Consider the following 16891-nt stretch of genomic DNA (forward strand, 5'->3'; position numbering starts at 1 on the left):
CGAGGTGCGAACAAGTGGCGCACCTCGCCGGAACACCGTTTCACCTGTGATTTCGGTGCCTTGAGACGATGTGCGGATCTTCACGATGACTGACGAGGATGGTTTCCGCATCCGGCCCGGCCGCATCCGCTCGCCCAGTGCCCAGCGCGCCAGGCCCTTCATCGCGCAGGCGCTTGCCGCCGCCCAGAAGGCCGGCGCCTGCATCTCTCGCACCGGCCGGATCAGTTCGGGCAATCGCTCGACCTTCGGGCGTGGCCGCTCGGCGAGTGTGCGTGCCAATCGTCTCCTCACCAGCCGCTCGCGAGCTGTGATCATCAAGACACGGCTAGTTGTGGAGCCTCGACAGGTTGTCCTCGGTTAGGCCGAGGCGGCTGATTGGTGTTTTGGACTTTAGGCTGCCGTGCGGTCGCGCGCGCAGCGCCGCTTGCCGCCCATCTCACCTATCTGGGCCGAGAGGGCGTCACCCGGGACGGGGAGAAGGCAAGGCTGTTCGGGCCGGGGGCCGGGGAGGTGGATGGCGGTGCTTTCGCCGCGCGGTGTGGCATGGGTGGGACGAGGGGGACGCGACCGCTTCCTACCTCCTGGTCTCGATTGCAAAAGAGTTCGCCGACGATGTGTTTGCGGGAACGGCTCGCCATCGCCCGGCAGTGCTGCCGCCGTCGATCGGGTTTCGGGACGGCACTGCAGAGTTGGCGTTGCAGAGGATTGCTTTGGAGCTCAAGCAGCCTGACCCCATCAGCGCAACCATGGTGGAGTGCCAGGCCACGCAATTGCTCGGCCAAATGTTAAGGTTGAACGGCGTCCATCAGGAGCCGGCAAAAGGCGGTTTGTCATCGTTCGATCTCAAGCGGGCAGTGGACATGATCGAGACGTTGTCGGACGGCAGACCTACGCTGGCCGATCTGGCAAAAGAAATTGGGGTTAGCCGGTTCCATTTCTGGAGGGCCTTCAAGCAGTCGACAGGCATGACGCCGCACGCATTCATTGCGCAGCGACGGTTGGAGCAGTCCGCGGACATGCTGCGATCGACCAATCTGTCGGCGACGGAAATCGCGATGGAATGTGGTTTCGGCAGCTCCAGCCATTTCGCGACCGCCTTTAAGCGGGCTTTCGGTGCGGGCCCGACGGAATTTCGTCGTAAGTGGCGAATCTAGGTCGCCGCTTGTCGTTCTTAGCAAGTATCGGAAAACCCCAACATCACAGTAAAGCAGGCTTGGCGGAAGAAGGTATCCATCGGCGGTCAGCTCGGATACGCCGCTCATGTCAAACCTGGTTCGAGTTCATCATGGCAAAGGACGGGCCGGCCGGTCCAGTCCCTGCCTCGGATTCCTGGCCAGCACGCTATCGGCGGCCGTTGCCCGAAACGGCTACTACATCGCATCCGCCTGGATTCTCGTCGAGCGAGGACACGGAACTGCCGGCGTGGCGACGTTCCTTGCGATCGTCAGCGTTGTCGAATTCATCGCGAGCCCTTTGGCCGGCGTAGCGGCGGATCGATTTGACAGGCGGTGCTTGAACGTTGCGGCAGACCTCAGCCGCTTTCTCGTTATGCTGGCTACCGCTTGCGCGCTCCTCTACATGGACGTGTTTGTGATTATCTGTCTGTCAGCGGCCCTCTTTTCGTTTTGCGACCGTGTCGCGCTTACAAGCTCTCAATCAATGATCCCCGTGATAGCTGACGGCCGCGATCTTGTAGCCTCGAATTCCGCCGTCTTCTTCGTCATGCAGGTCGGCAATCTCGGCGCAGCTTTGCTTGCAGGGCCTTTGCTGCATGATCGCTCCCCAGTCCTGCCATTCACCGTTATTGCTGCCTTTTTTTGTTTTCATCGGGCTGCCTAGCCTTGATGCGGCTGCAACCGGTTTCGCGTGATGTCCGCTTCGCCAAAATCTCGGCAGCACAATTAGATCCAAGCCTGCGTCGTCTCATCGGCGTCTACGCGCTTCTCTACACAAGCGCGGTGCTTGTCAGCGTCATGGGATCTAGCTTCGTCTTCCAGGAGCAGAAGGGTACTGCCGCGGATTTCGGCTACCTTGAGGCTGCATGGTCGGCGGGCTCACTGATCGGTGCGGTCTCTCTATTCCGGATTGAAAGAGCGATGAGTACCCACGTGCGGCATCTCATGCTTTTGGGCTTAACGGCGCTGGTACTCATGGCGCTGGCATCTCTGCCCACGCCCTGGACAGTGATCCTTTTTGTCGCGCTCGGATTTCTATACAATCTTGGACGCGTCAGCGTTGAAGTCACATTGCAGTCGCATGTATCCATTTATCTTTTGGGCCGGGCCAAAGGCATTATGCATAGTGTGGCCGTGGTGCTCGGGTTACTCATCTTCGGCATCGCCGCCGCTGTCGGAGATCGAGCATTTCCTTCGACGATTTTCTTGAGCTTTGGCGTGGCGCTCCTCGTCAGTATTTTGTGTTTGAGCGTGGGTGTAATTCAGACACGAGAAAAAGGTGAAACGTGAGGTGGAAGAGCTAACAGCAGGCGTAGATGCGAAACAGGCAGTCCTGGGGTCGCTGACGGCACTCTACCCCTGGATGAGCCCATACCATTCCCGGCCGATCCGCGATTATGCGTTTCGCCTGTTTACGGCGCCGGCTTCGGTTCCCATGCCAGAAATCCGGCTCCGAGCCTTCACCAAACTACTCGACATCATCAGGAAGGCAGCGACACGAAACGGGTTGTCTGCCGATACCGCCTCAGAAATCTGCAGGGATTTCGAAAGGCGCCGCGTGTTGCAGACAGGCCCTCATTTGTTTCTCCTCATGGAGCCAGAAGCCTATTACACGCATATCTTCAGCCTCCTTGGTCTCTCGGCGCACGGGTGTTCGACCTACGTTTCCTACGCCGTTTCGACGGTGAATCTCGTCGAAAAGCCACGCAAGGGGCCAGGCTGGCTCACCGTTGACGGGAAGCCGGTCAACGTCTTTGGCCTGAGCCGAAGCCGGATGATCGGGTACAGCCTGCTAGCCGGGCGGGGACCCTATAAGTTCGAGTTGTTACCGACGGAACCAAACACTGGGGGCGACGCGCTCACGCTGCTTCGTGCCCTTCTGCCGAAGACGCAATTCGAGCGGCCCGCGCATGCCATCAAGGCAGCCAATCTTACGCTTTGGCCAAAAATGTTCGGAGGCCACTTTTCCTTCCTGCAGATCGACGACGAGGACATCGCCGACCTGGTGGCCGACCATCTGTCGGACGAAAATTCCTGGCTACACATGAGACTGCTGGAAGACCCGAAGTTCGCCTCCAATATCCTTGCCGGCCTCGACGCGATCGCGTCCGGCCCCTGGAGTGGCTGGCTCGCGCGCGGTACCGATTTCTTCTGGTTCTATGAAAATGGCAAACGCCTTCCGCTGCGTCTGGTCGCCGGAGAACTCATCGATCCCGCGACCGGTATGAAGGTGGCGTGCTTCACAGCCCCCGATATCCTTGAGCGGCTGGCAAATCGCAGCCTTGTCCCGAATCTCCTGCTGATGTTTCTGGTTTTGTCGATCCTGCCCGGCGTGCGCGCGCTTGGAGGCAGCTATCAGCCGATCTATTACCCCCTGATGCGCTATGTCGTCTCCCGGGCGCTCGAGGCCACAGGCGTGGATGAAGATCTTCAGCAGGCTCTCGCAAGCGACGACGTACCGGGTGCTTGGGGACATCGGGTAATTGAGTGTGATGATGATCCGCTCGAGGTATTCCTGAAGGGCAGGAACGGCGCGATGAGTGATCTCATCGGCCGTTTGGGCGACATTTCCTTCGCCGAGGCTTGTGGAAGCATGAAAGGCTTCGTGACAGACCCGTCGTGGAATGAACTTCACAGCCGACTGCGGAACGGGCTGATTGCGCCGGCCGATGAGGAATGGGCCTTTTCCTGAAATGTGTTATGCGCTTCCAGCAACTGGCTGTGTGCGCCGGTTGCGAATGGCTGCTTCGCGCCCATTTTCGGTCACTCGTGGCAGCTTGACCGCTACAAGAGCGGACATTTCTCGCGACGACTTGGAGGGTCGTCACTGCTGCATAGAAGACGCGGGCAAGGTACTGTCAATCACGCACTTGGCATGTAACATTGTCTGCTAATAAGCGAGGGGCAGTTCGGCAAGGGTGCCGCTCAAACTCTGAGCGGAATGTCGTTGGGGGAGAACGCCGACATGCAGTGTTCAGTCGAAACCGACCTCGCTGGTCGGCTCGAATCTGCGAACCGGTACATTGCCGAGTTGGAAATCGCCAAAGCATCTGCGGCAACCGAACTCAGCCGACTTTCCGTCGACAACAAGCGTCTGCTCGACCTCACCGAGGACCGGGCAAAAGAACTCGCGATCCTCAACAGCGTCGGCGAAGCAATGGCGAAGACGTTGAATGTCAAGACAGTGACCCGTATCGTCGGCGATAAGGTGCGCGAAATATTCGGTGCAGATGTTACGGAAATACTGTTGCGCGACGAGTCGTCTAATCTGATCACAGTACCGTACGCCTTTTCCAAGGACCATCAAGAGCCTGCACCATTTGCCATGGGCGAAGGGTTGACCTCCAGAGTCATATTGTCTGGCAAACCGCTCCTTATCGGCTCAGGCGATCGGGCGGATGAGTTGGGCGCTCTTACCCCTACAGAGGAGGACGAGACCGAGTCCTACCTAGGTGTGCCGATCATCGCCGGAGACAGAATTCTGGGCGTTGTCAGCGTGCAGAGCTATCAGCAGAACGCATTTAATGAAGATCATGTGCGTCTGTTGCAGGGGCTGTCATCCGGCATGGGCGTTGCCATCGCTAACGCACACCTGTTTGACGAGACCCAGCGCCTGCTGAAAATGATGGAGGCCCGCAACGCTGAACTGGCCTTCGTGAATGGCGTTCAGGAAGTGCTCGTCTCCGATGTGCAAATGCAGGCAATATATGACCAGATTGGCGACAAGATCCATGAGATTTTCGATGCCCAGGTAGTGGATATCGGACTTTTCAACCCGGACGACAACCTTCTGCATTTCCCGTATGCGATCGAGCGAAGCGTTCGCTTCCCCGATGAACCGATCCCGCTCGTTGGTTTTCGGAAGCATGTCATGGAGACGGGGCAACCATTGCTGATCAATGAGGGTCTCGTCACCGCGACCGAGAAATACGGCAACCCGCACGTGCTGCAGGGTGAGGCGGCGAAGTCGATCCTGTTCGTACCGATGATCATCGAAGGACGGGCGAAGGGCGTCATCTCGCTGCAAAACCTTGATCGCGAGCACGCCTTCAATGAATCCGACGTGAACCTGCTCACCACGATCGGCAATGCGACGTCAATTGCAGTTGAAAAGGCGAGGCTCTTCACCGAGACGCGGCGCCTGCTGCAAGTAACAGAGGACCGCGCAGCAGAATTGGCCATTCTCAATAACGTCGGCGAGGCCATGACGCAGTCACTGGATCTGGACACGGTTATTCGCCTCGTCGGCGACAAGGTGCGGGAGGCCTTCGGGACCGAGGTTAGTGAAATTTTGCTGCATGACAGCCAGTCCGGCCTAATCCATGTGCCTTATGCATACTTCAGGCAATATAGAGTTATTGACCCATTCCCGTTCGGCGTGGGCGTAGCGTCCAAAATCATAGATACAGGGCAACCGTTAATCTTCACGACTCTCGAGAGAGGAAAAGAACTTGGCGCGTTCTTTCCAGACGAAAAGGACAGGACCGCATCTTACATTGGTGTGCCCATCAAGTCTGGTGAAAGAACGCTGGGGGTTATCAGTGTACAAAGCTACCAGGAGAATGCCTTTGATGAAAATGACGTACGCCTTCTGCAGACGGTCGCCTCCAACATGGGGGTCGCCATCGCTAACGCCCGCCTATTTAACGAAACACAGCGTCTGCTAAGAGTGACCGAGGCCCGGGCTGCTGAACTTGCCGCCATTGGAACGGTCAGTCAGGCGCTCATAGCGGAATCGGAACTTGACAGCACGATCCAGTTGATCGGCAACCAGATGCAAGAAATCTTTGATGCCGATATCGTCTACGTCGCTCTGCTCGACCCGGAAACCAAGCTAATCCATTTCCCTTATCAGTTTGGCGAAACCTCCACCACGATCACACTCGGTGAAGGTCTGACAAGCAAGATCATTGAGACTGGCGAGCCGCTGCTCATCAACCAGGATGTGAACGAGCGCAGCGCCCAGATCGGGGCTACCCCCGTCGGCAAGGATGCGCTGTCCTATCTCGGCGTTCCGATCAAGACAGCCAAAGGGACTGTGGGGGTGATTAGTGTGCAGAGCACTACGCAGGAGGGCATATTCACTGATGAGTCGCTGCGCTTGCTGTCTACCATCGCCGCCAACGCCGGTGCCGCCCTGCACAACGCGCAGCTCTTCACTGAGCTCAAACAGCTGTCCCTGGCGCTGCAGCAGGCAAAGGAGGCGGCCGAAGCTGCAAATGAGGCGAAGAGTTCTTTTCTGGCGACGATGAGCCACGAAATTCGCACGCCAATGAATGGCGTGATCGGAATGAGCAACTTGTTGCTTGGTACAAACCTGGATGCCGAACAACGCGAGATTAGCGAGACGATCTGCAATAGCGGCGAAGCACTGCTAACGATTATCAACGACATACTCGATTTCTCCAAGGTTGAGGCCGGCAAGCTAGAGCTCGATCCAAGTCCCTTCGAACTCCGGGAATGCCTTGAGAGCGCAATTGACCTGATAGCCTCCAAGGCCGCAGAGAAGGGGCTCGACCTGGCTTACGTGGTGGAGCCCGGTACTCCCGACGGAATTGTCGCAGACAGCACCAGACTGCGGCAGATTTTGCTCAATTTCCTCAACAACGCAGTGAAATTCACCGAACGAGGTGAAATTGTACTATCGGTCACGAAAGTTCCGCCTGCAGCTGAGGGCGCGCGGACAGCCCACCGCGGAAGCGAAGAGGGCTTGTCCACCCTGAAGTTTGCAGTACGCGATACCGGCATCGGTGTTCCAGAGGACCGATTGGATCGATTGTTCAAATCTTTCAGCCAGGTCGATGCCTCGACGACGCGGCGCTACGGCGGAACTGGACTAGGGTTGGCGATCAGCAAACGCCTGGCAGAACTGATGGGCGGGGAGGTATGGGTGGAAAGTGTAGAAGGGTCGGGCACGACATTCTTCTTTACCATCCGCACTTCCGCCGCGCCTGCTCCCAGGCAGGCGCAAATGTCTGTGGCCAAAGTTGAACTCGCAGGCAAGCGGTTGCTGATCGTTGACGACAACGCAACCAACCGGCGCATCCTGTCTCTGCAAGCCCAATCCTGGGCCATGGTTCCACACACAACCGAATCGCCCCTTGACGCATTGCGCAGGATTTCCAGTGGCGAAAATTATGACGCCGTCGTGCTCGACATGAACATGCCAGAGATGGACGGCATAGAACTGGCCAAACGATTGCGTCGGCTTGGTCAAAGGGGTGACCTTCCACTGATATTGCTGAGTTCCCTTGTCCCTCTTGATGAGAAAAACAAGGCGGCTATCGAGAGCATCAAATTTGCGGCGATGCTTCCTAAGCCGATCAAGCCCTCGCCGCTCCTCAATGCTTTCATGTCGGTCTTTGCCGAGGCTCCATCGCGTTCGGCCAAGCGTGACCAGCCCAAGGGGCCGTCCCTAGATACTGAGATGGCCGCGAAATTGCCGTTACGGATCCTGCTGGTTGATGACAACATCACCAATCGGAAGATTGGCTCCAAGGTGCTCGAACGGCTTGGCTACAAGGCAGACTTGGCGGTCGATGGAGAGACGGCGATTTCGTCATTCGCCGAGGGACAACACGATGTCATCCTGATGGACATTGAGATGCCGGACATGGACGGGCTTGAAGCCACAAGGTTGATCCGCGCATCAGGCTCGGGGGATTCGCTGCAGCCCTTCATCGTGGCACTTACCGCCAATGCGATGGCCGGAGACCGAGAGCGGTACCTGGAAGCCGGGATGGATGACTATCTGAGCAAGCCGCTGCGCGTGGAGGAGTTGGTCGCCTCTCTGAAACGCGCTCCCAAGCACAACTGACGACAAAAGGTCTGGTCATGGCTGTGGCACAGGAAGCTCTCGACAAGCTCCTTGATCTCATAGGTGGGGATCAAGAATCTCTGGCGGAGCTCATTGAGAGTTTTCTGGATGAATCCCCGTTGCTCGTCGAGCAGATGCGCCAGGCTGCGGAGTCCGGCGACCGTTCAGGCCTTGGCCGCGCAGCACATACGCTGAAATCGAGCGCGCGGGACTTCGGCGCCAACCAACTTTCCGCGCTTTGCGAGGCGATGGAAAAATCCTGCCGCGACGGTCTGCCCAGCGAGGCCGCGACGGAGGTGAAACTCATTGCGGGGGAGTGTGATACGGCGAAGCAAGATCTCAGCTTGCGCCTTGCCGATCTGAAACGAGGGGGACAATTGAATGAGCGTAGTATCGGAGACTCAACCACCTGAGGCTCGCGCAGCTGAGGCTCGCCCACCAGAGGGTGCGCGCGTCCTGATAGTCGATGATTCAGGCACAGTGCGCCTGAAACTCAGCAAAGCGATCCAAACTCTGGGCCATGAAACAACAGCTGTCGCAAGCGGCAAACTGGCGCTCGAACAGGTTGCCCAGAATTCCTTTGACCTCGTACTCCTTGATATAGTCATGCCGGAAATGGATGGTTTCGAGGTGCTCAAGGCGCTCAAGTCTTCGCGAGCCACTCGCGATCTGCCAGTGATCGTCATTTCGGCGCTCGATGAAGAAATGAGCAGCGTGATAAGCGCCATTGAGCTTGGCGCGGAAGACTTTCTGCCAAAGGACTTTGAACTCGCTCTACTCAAGGCACGTGTTGCAACCTGCATCGAGAAAAAAAGGCTCCGCGACGTTGAGACGGAATACCTGCGGCAGGTGGCCAAGCTGACCAGGGCGGCCGCCAGCTTGGAGACCGGACGATTCAATCCTTCAAAGCTTGGCATCCGCGATGTGGCAAGCCGCAGGGATGGTCTCGGCAAGCTTGCCACCGTGTTCGCGACAATGGCCCAGAAGGTCTATGAGCGAGAGCGAAAGATGCGACAGAATATTCGCACGTTTCGTGGCGCTCTGCTGCTGCTGGCATGTGGTGGGTTGTGGGGCATTGTCGTGCCACTTTCAAAGATGGCTTCGCTCGTTGAGGCCCATCCGGTCGGATTGGCAATCCTAATTGACACTATCGGAGCTGTCGTCTGCATCGGGATTTGTCTGAAGCGACGGACAATGCCGAGCCTCAAGGATCTCACGTGGGCGGATTACAAGTTCATCCTTGGTTTTGCATTCATTAGTTCGGTGATCAACCAGGTCCTCGTCTATTGGGTGGCAAGCAAGCTCCCAGCTTCTATCGTCTCCATTGTCATCGTGCTCGAGGGATTTGCTGTCTTCTTATTCGCCGCTCTGATGCGGACCGAAGCCCCAAATGTGAAGCGCTTTTTAGGACTTGGATTGGGTCTCGCCGGCATCTTCATCATCCTCCTCTACGGAGAGCCCGGACAAATGGCCACCGGGTGGGTGTGGCTTGTCATTGCTCTTGTGATTCCCGTCACTTACGCGGTCGAGGATATCTATCTATCAGAGTCTAAGCCTGCCAACATCAATAACGTTGCCCTGTTCGGCATCACGCTCGTTGTCTCGGTTTTTATGCTGATCCCACTTGCCGCTTTTTATCAGGACTTCATGCCATTTGATCTAGTGGCCGGTCGGCTTGGCGTCATCGTCTTGCTGATGGCTGCCGCTGGCAATTTGGCGATGCTGCTTTTCATTCAGTTGATCTCCAGCACCGGTGCTGTTTTCGCAAGCCAGAACGCCTATGCTGGAACAGCAGCCGGCATAGGCTGGAGTATGCTGTTACTTGGAGAGGCAATACCAGTTGTCACATGGGCCTCGCTGGCACTGGTCATCATCGGTCTTCTGATGGTCGAGCCCAAGCAGGAGGCTGAGGAAGAACCCCCGTTGCTTGATGACTCACTGGAGGAATTTGTGCCGCGGCTTGATCTGCTGCCTTTACCTTCGAAATGAAGGATCGGAGCCGCAACGGTATTAGCTCGATCACCGCACATCGTCCGCTTGACACTCCAAATAGTCGTTCTGGGCAAGATTACTTGACCGGCTCCAGGAATGTGCCTGAGTGCCTCGAGTGGCAAAGAGGGGTCGGAAATTCACACGGTTGGCTTTGCGATCGAACGTCGGCTAACCTTGAGGGATGCCCGAAACCCGCCATTCCGCTCCCGGCCCCAATTGAGCCGTCGGCACGCCCGCAACCCGATGTCCAGTTTTTATGCCTCTCCACCAGAAGCTTGGACTGCTATCGTGAAGAGTTTCGGGCGCTAGCAGGCGTACGAAAGTCCCCGGCAAGGAACCTCGGGTCACGGGTGCTAGCTATTAAACCAGGATTTCGGATTTGGCAGAAGTCGGCGATGGCGTGACCGCCGGTCGGGAGGCTCTTGGGGTGAAAACGGACAGACGGCTTCGTCGCGCCGCGCGCAAGCATAGCCGCGAAAATTCATGGGCCAGGCAGATTTCCTTGGCTGGTCTTGGACCATCAGCAGAAGGCGCGATCTGCCCCGCATCATCGAGCGCAACCGGAGTGGCCTCGATGACAAACGATGGTGCTTTCCCCAGCCTTGCCTGAACATGCGGGAATGTAGCTTAGCCGCAAGTGGAATGGTAACACCGCACGGAAGGCCGACAGGCCGCGTCGGAGTTGAAAGACAAGCATCTTCGGCCAACAGAGGAGGCCGGAGCATTGATCAGCTTGGCTGGCAAGGGTCTCGCCACTCGGCACTCTTTTCCGCGTCGCGAGACCCGTTGTCAGTTGGCGCTGGCGACCGGCGCCACCAGCGGTGTGATGCGGCGAATTGCGACGCGGCGGTTCTGCCGTTCGGACCCTGTCGTGTTTACCTTAAGATAGCGCTCGCCATAGCCTTGGGTCGTCAGGTTCTCTGGCGCGATGCCGAAGGAGGTGGTGAGGGCCTCGGCAACGGCCTCTGCTCGCTGGTCGGACAAGGCCAGGTTTGCATTGTCGCTACCGACGGCGTCGGTATGGCCTTCGATCAAGAATGTTTCGGCCGGGTTCTTCTTCAGCAGCCGCTCCATTGCGTCCGCAACGCCTTGCAGCTTTTGGACTTCGCTGTCCGAGATCGCCGCCGAACCGGACTCGAAATTCAACGTGTCGAGATCAACCCGCCGGGCGATATCGCGCACACGCGCCGAGCGCTTGACCTCGTCGACCGAGTAGAGCCGCTGGACCTTTTCCACCGGCGGTTGCTCCAGGAAGGTATAGTAGTCGTCGGCATTCTCGACCAAATCGGACTCCAGGATATATTGTTTGCGCGGGATGTTCAGCCGCATCGGTGGCAAGTCATCACCAGGATCGCGCCAATCCTGTACGTCCTGGTAATACCTCTCGTCGACATAGCTCAGCACATACTCGCGGCCGTCGGGCGTGATGCGCGATCGCTGGATGACATCGCCATAGCGGTTGCGGATGGTGACGATTTGGATGCCATTGTCCCGAACGATTGTCTCGCGGGTGCGGTCGCCCGGCAGATCCTCGTAGTATACATCCTTGGCACCACGGTTCATTCGCGGAGCTTCGTTGCTCTGGACGATCGTCTGGTTGTTGAACTGGATGATGATCCGGCCGCCAATTTCGGTGAGAACATCGGCGCCCTTTGGACGCTCCGGCGCCTGGCTATCCGGGGCCTTCTCGCGGCGGGTACCCTTTTCATCCGTCACCGGAACAATCTTCTCAGGCTTGATTTCCTGCTGCGCTGCCTTGTCGTCCGCAGGAGGCGGCCCGGAGTCTACGGGGGCAGTTGCAGACGCGGGGGCCTGACCGCCATCGCTCTGCTGAGCGGGCGGTTTGCCGTCCTTGCCAGGACGTTTGGCATCCTTTTCGCTGTCGAGGACTGGTGCCGCGTTCGGATCTGCTGACGCCTCGCCCTGTACTGGCTTCTCGCTTTGGGCGGGCTGCGCCGGCTCGCCATTGGCGGGCTTTTCGGAAGGTGCAGGCTGCTGATCGGTCGAAGGTTGTTCTCCAGTCACGGGCTGCGTTGGTGCAGGCGCCTCGGCGGCAGGCTGCTCGGCGGCAGGTTTCTTTTCTGGCTTGCTCGTAGGTTCCGCCGGCTGTTCGCCCTGGGCAGGCGCAGGCTGATCGGTCATAGCAGGCGCCTGGGGAGCCGGGGTGGGTATAGGTGCCTCATCTGCAGGTGGCTGGACTTGCTTAACTGGAGCCGATTTGTCTGGGGCCGGCTGCGCTGGCGCAGCCTCGGACGCCGGCGCCGGCGCGGCTGGTTGAGCAGGCTGTTCCTTCGCGGATGGTTCAGCCGGTGGGGTGGATTCTTGAACGGGAGCTGCCTCGGACGCAGGTGCTGCCTCTTTTGGCTGCTCCTGCGGTTTCTGGGCAGGCTGTGGTTCGGTCGCTGGAAGTGGAGCAGCGTTTTCGGTCGGAGCCTGCTGCCTCAGCGCGCAGGCTTCGGCGGACTCGCCCTCCTTGCATTTTAACTTGATAAAGATCGGCGGTGGGGATGCGACGAATCGTGCGGGACCGGAGGCGGCGCTGCTGAGGGGCGCGAAGGGCCCGAACGGCGCGGACGCGATCAGCAAACCGAGTGCAGTGCTGGCCAAAATTTTTGGTCGGCGTGTCATTTGAATTCTCCTTGACGTGTCCCGTCGTTACTGAACTGGGCAACTGCTACATTCGTTCCGGTTCGATCTGGAATGCCGTGCTTGCTAACAGCCGACGGGCAGATTGCTTTGGAGGCGACGCCGCGAGCCGAGCCGCAGATACAGTCCGCCGGAGGACGCCGCGGCCTGTTCCGGGGTAATCTGCGGTATGAGAACGCCCGCTGGCCGGGAGCTAGCGGATGGGCCTTCTGGACCCTTCTGACCATCTGGACTGACCCAGCGGGCAAATGGCTTCAGTGCCGCGAACTGACGCTGCAGGCGCACGACTTCAATCAGTGTCAAAATATCCGGCCCGGCCCAGCGATCTGGGTTGGATTGCTAACCGTAACCTGTTGGTTGTGCCGTTCATCGCCCTGGGTGGAAGGCGCAGGCGCCTCGGAGAGGCTGCCATGGTTCAGATGCGTGCAGTGCTCATAATCATGGCCGCGCGCACCGCATCGAGAACAGCACATGGGGAGTTGGTATAACAGCATCTACTACAATGCAGGACTCGGCTTTTGGTTGCCACGGCCGACCACGGTTGTTGGATTTCCGCAAGGGGCCACCTCAAGCCGCCCCTAGCGAGGATGCCGAGATTGTGAGCTTCAATGTCTACAGCGAACAAGAATGGCCGTTTGCGCTGCTCGGAGGCATTTGATTTGCAAGCGGCTCTGCTTGCCGACAGGCGCCCAGCCACCGCGGGGGCGCTGCCCCGCAGCCGCACAGTTTGGGCTAATCGGACGCATATGCGGTCTGCCTCAGCTGTTGCGGGATTTTTGCTTTTAAAGACGCGGAATCCGGCTCAGAACCATGCTGCTCCGGCCGTTCACGATATCTCGATAAGGGATAAGGGTCTGCAGCGCTTGTAGGTAGCGTTGCGACTGGATTTTGAGTCCGTCGGGATGTGCGGAACGTGTCCGAGGTCGCTTGGGCGGACGCTTCCCCAATGCGGGTTAAGCAGCTAGACGATAACCTTTAGATCCGGCGAACTGTTTTCTCGTCGAAGTAGGCTGCGCGCCTGTCAACCAGTTTCAGTCGCTCGCCGGGACAGACGGCGTGATGGGATCTGTCACCGCGAGCGCAACAACTGTTGCGCGATAGACCAGGCTTGTTCGACATGATGTCGGGCGGCCGCCTCAGCTTTGTCAGGGGCGCGCGACTTGATCGCATTCATGATCGCGGTCATTTCGCCTATCGCCGGTTCCCGGCGATTGGTTGAAGTTATAGTCATCGACCGCAGCTGGTTGATGCGGACGTTCAGCCCTGAGACGATTTCCCAGGCGATGCGCTTATCGGCCGCTTCGAACAGCGCCTCGTAGAATTTGGTGGTCGCCCGCATCACCGCGACCGGCACCCCTGACGCCCAAGCGTCGAAAAGGTTGGTCAAGGCACCGTCGAGCACGGCAATCTGCTCATCTGTTGCCGACATGGCGCAAGCCCGCGCCGCGATGCCCTCCAGCAGCGCCCTTAATTCGTAGATCTCGTCGGTGCGGCCGAGATCCGGCTTCGCCACGGCCGGCCCATGGCCAGGTATCATCTGCACCAACCCCTCCGCCTCCAATTGCCGCAAAACCTCGCGCACCACCGAGCGGCTGACGCCGAGCTGATCGCAAAGCGGCCGTTCGACCAGCCTTTCGCCGGGCTGGAAATGAAAATCCATGATCGCCTCGCGCATGCGCTCGAGCGCCAGCGTTCGCAATGTCTTGGCAGAGCGGTCGATCCGCAGCGTATCGTCTGACATTTCCTCTCCGCTTCCTCGTGCTGCCACAAAACAGATTCGTTGACCGGTTGACAAGGTTTCTGGCGCTCCATAGCATGGTATACCATAATACGTAACAGAGAAGACAGCGCGAAAACGCGCCCTGCGACCGAGGATTTGATGAAACCAGCCATTCGGAAGATCGTCACCTACAGTGAGAACACGCTCATTGAAGGCGGCAAGGCAGCACCGCAGCCGCTGCGCCTGATCGGCGTCGCCGCGGTGCTGACCAACCCTTGGGCCGCCCGCGGTTTCACCGAGGATCTGTCGCCGGAGATCCGCGCCATCGCTCCCGTCCTCGGTGAATTGCTGACGCACGAGATCATCGCCGTCGCAGGTTCGGGCGAAGCGATCGAAGGCTACGGCAAGGCCGCCATCTGCGGCACGGCGGGCGAGATCGAGCATGCATCGGCGCTGATCCATACGCTGCATTTCGGCAATCATTACCGTCGCGCGGTTGGCGCCAAGACCTATCTCGCCTTCACCAATCTGCGCGGCGGACCAAACACGCCTATCATGATCCCGCTGATGGACAAGAATGACGAGGGCCGCCGCTCCCATTATCTGACCGTGCATTTCCAGATTGGCGATGCGCCTGCGCCGGACGAACTGGTGGTGGCGCTCGGCGCCTCGATTGGCGGGCGCCCACACCACCGCATCGGCGACCGCTATCAGGACATCAAGGAGGTGGGAGACCTGCATGGCTGATGCCGCCGCCCCCGCACGGATCCGGGACACGGCTCCAGATGGCACCGGCTTCATCCGAGCCGGCTCCGGCACACCTGTACTGCTCATCCACGGCGTCGGCATGAACGCGGCGATCTGGCGCGATCAGATCGCATTGATGCAAGACCGCTACGACCTGATCGCCATCGACATGCTCGGCCACGGCAACTCGCCGCTGCCGCCGGAAAATGCCGAGCTCTCCGACTTCGCCGATCAGGCGCTTCGCCTGCTCGATCATCTCGGCCTCGCCGCCGTATCGATCGTCGGCCATTCGATGGGTGCGCTGGTCGCCTTGGAAATCGCACTTCGTGCACCGTCGCGCGTTCGCTCCATCGTCTGCCTCAACGCGGTCTTCCGCCGCCCCGAGGCCCTGGCGCGGGCCGTGCGCGATCGAGCGGCGGCACTCGGCACGCATGGCGATGCTTCGGCCGTCGCGGCAACGCTTGCCCGCTGGTTCGGCGACCCGTTGCCGGAGAACTTGGCCACCGCCGCCGCAACCGGACGCGCGGCTCTTGAAGGCGTCGACCCGGAAGGCTACGCGCGCACCTATCGCCTTTTTGCCCGCGCCGATGCCGAGCATGCCGATGCCCTGGCCGGGCTCACCGCACCGGCCCTGTTCATGACAGGGTCGCAGGACAGCAATTCGACCCCGGCCATGTCTGCGGCGATGGCGAGGCTCGCGCCCCGCGGTCAATGCCTCGTGCTCAGCGGAGAAAGGCACATGATGGCAATAGCCTCTCCCGAAAAAGTGACTCAACACATCATCGCCTTCCTGGACACGACGGCGGGCTCCGGCACGAAGGCGCAAACCGATGCCGCGTTCGACAACGGCGAATTCAGGCGGGCACTCGGCTCGTTCCTGACTGGCGTCACCATCGTCACCACGGTTAGTGCGGAAGGCGAGCCGCGCGGCTTTACGGCAAACTCCTTCACCTCGGTCTCGCTCGATCCGCCGCTCGTCCTTGTCTGCATCGCCAAAAAGGCGCTGGGGCACAGCGCCTTTTCGACTTCCAGAGGTTTCGCGATCAACATTCTCTCGGAGAGCCAGAAGACCGAATCCGGCATTTTCGCCTCCAAGGCCGCGGATAAGTTCGCTTCCGTTGCCTGGCAGTCCGGGCTAAACGGCAATCCCCTGATCGACGGATCCGTGGCGGTGTTCGATTGCGGCATGGAGCAACTGGTCGATGCCGGCGACCACTCGATCCTGATCGGTCGCGTCCGAGATTTCACCCACAATGGAGCGCAGCCGCTCGGCTATTTCCGTGGCACCTACGTCACGCCCGGCCTCAGCCAGGAAGCCCTTGCGGCTGCACCTCACGGCACCGAAGTCGGCGCCATTCTCGAAAATGAAGGCCGCGTGCTGTTCTTCGAAACGGCGAACGGCTTCCACGAATTGCCGGCGGGTCGAGGGCTGGGCTCGCCCAAGGATGCCCGCAGCCTCAAGGGATGCCTTGCCGCCAAGGGCGTCGACGCTCAACTCGGCTTCCTGTTTGCGGTATGGGACGACGCGGCCGATCCGTCGCGCTCCCACGTCTACTACCGGGGGACGGTCACCGCCCCCGCCCCCGGCGACAGCCAGGTCAGGCTTGTCGACATAGACCATGTCGCCGATCTGAAGATCGCCGATCCGGCGGTTCGCTCCATGCTGACCCGCTATGTCCGTGAACGCACGGAAGATGCATTCGGCGTCTATGTCGGCAACGAGGTCGAAGGCGAGGTCCGGCCGCTCGCCAGGGCTGCGTCTTCCCAAGCTCTTACTGGTCGCAGGTGACGCCG

The 16891-nt window shown here is 59.3% G+C and carries 12 protein-coding genes; 10 read left to right on the top strand and 2 right to left on the bottom strand.

Features of this window, described 5'->3' with window-relative positions; genetic code table 11:
* Nucleotides 1-85 precede the first annotated feature (85 nt).
* The 8 genes from X733_RS163570 (at nucleotide 86) to X733_RS1000000167030 (ending at nucleotide 9981) form a co-directional block, all read left to right on the top strand.
* Nucleotides 86-361: a hypothetical protein gene (locus X733_RS163570; protein ID WP_245274369.1), complete on the top strand. Its 276-nt coding sequence runs from the start codon at nucleotides 86-88 to the stop codon at nucleotides 359-361.
* 253 nt (nucleotides 362-614) lie between these two features.
* Nucleotides 615-1154 (top strand): AraC family transcriptional regulator, encoded by a 540-nt coding sequence (locus X733_RS163565; protein WP_245274370.1) that lies wholly within the window; start codon nucleotides 615-617, stop codon nucleotides 1152-1154.
* Between the two features lie 106 nt (nucleotides 1155-1260).
* Nucleotides 1261-1839: a hypothetical protein gene (locus X733_RS01000000165765; RefSeq protein ID WP_155924128.1), complete on the top strand. Its 579-nt coding sequence runs from the start codon at nucleotides 1261-1263 to the stop codon at nucleotides 1837-1839.
* A 2-nt stretch (nucleotides 1840-1841) separates the two neighbouring features.
* Complete coding sequence (locus X733_RS163560; RefSeq protein ID WP_031192969.1) at nucleotides 1842-2465, top strand: hypothetical protein; 624 nt, start codon at nucleotides 1842-1844, stop codon at nucleotides 2463-2465.
* Entirely contained in the window at nucleotides 2455-3867 is a 1413-nt protein-coding gene (locus X733_RS163555) for a hypothetical protein (RefSeq protein WP_155924129.1), read from the top strand. The genes X733_RS163560 and X733_RS163555 overlap by 11 nt, the downstream gene beginning before the upstream one ends.
* 273 nt (nucleotides 3868-4140) lie before the next feature.
* The gene (locus X733_RS1000000167025; protein ID WP_196813679.1) at nucleotides 4141-7992 is read left to right on the top strand and encodes a GAF domain-containing protein; all 3852 of its coding nucleotides are present in this window, start codon (nucleotides 4141-4143) and stop codon (nucleotides 7990-7992) included.
* A gap of 17 nt (nucleotides 7993-8009) precedes the next feature.
* Nucleotides 8010-8405: an Hpt domain-containing protein gene (locus X733_RS27330; protein WP_023817350.1), complete on the top strand. Its 396-nt coding sequence runs from the start codon at nucleotides 8010-8012 to the stop codon at nucleotides 8403-8405.
* On the top strand, nucleotides 8374-9981 hold the full coding sequence (locus X733_RS1000000167030; protein WP_023817351.1) for a response regulator: 1608 nt from the start codon (nucleotides 8374-8376) through the stop codon (nucleotides 9979-9981). The genes X733_RS27330 and X733_RS1000000167030 overlap by 32 nt, the downstream gene beginning before the upstream one ends.
* A 792-nt stretch (nucleotides 9982-10773) precedes the next feature.
* Here the strand turns inward: X733_RS1000000167030 and X733_RS163550 are convergent.
* Nucleotides 10774-12126: an OmpA family protein gene (locus X733_RS163550; protein WP_348625851.1), complete on the bottom strand. Its 1353-nt coding sequence runs from the start codon at nucleotides 12124-12126 to the stop codon at nucleotides 10774-10776.
* Between the two features lie 1573 nt (nucleotides 12127-13699).
* Nucleotides 13700-14371 (bottom strand): GntR family transcriptional regulator, encoded by a 672-nt coding sequence (locus X733_RS163545; protein ID WP_023817353.1) that lies wholly within the window; start codon nucleotides 14369-14371, stop codon nucleotides 13700-13702.
* A 138-nt stretch (nucleotides 14372-14509) separates the two neighbouring features.
* Between X733_RS163545 and X733_RS163540 the strand changes: the two genes are divergently transcribed.
* Nucleotides 14510-15097: an amino acid synthesis family protein gene (locus tag X733_RS163540; protein ID WP_023817354.1), complete on the top strand. Its 588-nt coding sequence runs from the start codon at nucleotides 14510-14512 to the stop codon at nucleotides 15095-15097.
* Nucleotides 15090-16886: an alpha/beta fold hydrolase gene (locus X733_RS163535; RefSeq protein ID WP_023817355.1), complete on the top strand. Its 1797-nt coding sequence runs from the start codon at nucleotides 15090-15092 to the stop codon at nucleotides 16884-16886. Before X733_RS163540 ends, X733_RS163535 begins: the two co-directional genes overlap by 8 nt.
* The last annotated feature ends 5 nt before the right edge of the window (nucleotides 16887-16891 follow it).

This window comes from Mesorhizobium sp. L2C066B000, assembly GCF_000502335.1.
GTDB lineage: Bacteria > Pseudomonadota > Alphaproteobacteria > Rhizobiales > Rhizobiaceae > Mesorhizobium.

What these genes read in the sequence shown, in the direction of transcription:
- X733_RS163570 (WP_245274369.1), top strand. Translation starts at nt 86, where the DNA reads ATGACTGACGAGGATGGTTTCCGCATCCGGCCCGGCCGCATCCGCTCG.
- X733_RS01000000165765 (WP_155924128.1), top strand. Translation starts at nt 1,261, where the DNA reads ATGTCAAACCTGGTTCGAGTTCATCATGGCAAAGGACGGGCCGGCCGG.
- X733_RS1000000167025 (WP_196813679.1), top strand. Translation starts at nt 4,141, where the DNA reads ATGCAGTGTTCAGTCGAAACCGACCTCGCTGGTCGGCTCGAATCTGCG.
- X733_RS27330 (WP_023817350.1), top strand. Translation starts at nt 8,010, where the DNA reads ATGGCTGTGGCACAGGAAGCTCTCGACAAGCTCCTTGATCTCATAGGT.
- X733_RS1000000167030 (WP_023817351.1), top strand. Translation starts at nt 8,374, where the DNA reads ATGAGCGTAGTATCGGAGACTCAACCACCTGAGGCTCGCGCAGCTGAG.
- X733_RS163550 (WP_348625851.1), bottom strand. Translation starts at nt 12,126, where the DNA reads ATGACCGATCAGCCTGCGCCTGCCCAGGGCGAACAGCCGGCGGAACCT.
- X733_RS163545 (WP_023817353.1), bottom strand. Translation starts at nt 14,371, where the DNA reads ATGTCAGACGATACGCTGCGGATCGACCGCTCTGCCAAGACATTGCGA.
- X733_RS163540 (WP_023817354.1), top strand. Translation starts at nt 14,510, where the DNA reads ATGAAACCAGCCATTCGGAAGATCGTCACCTACAGTGAGAACACGCTC.
- X733_RS163535 (WP_023817355.1), top strand. Translation starts at nt 15,090, where the DNA reads ATGGCTGATGCCGCCGCCCCCGCACGGATCCGGGACACGGCTCCAGAT.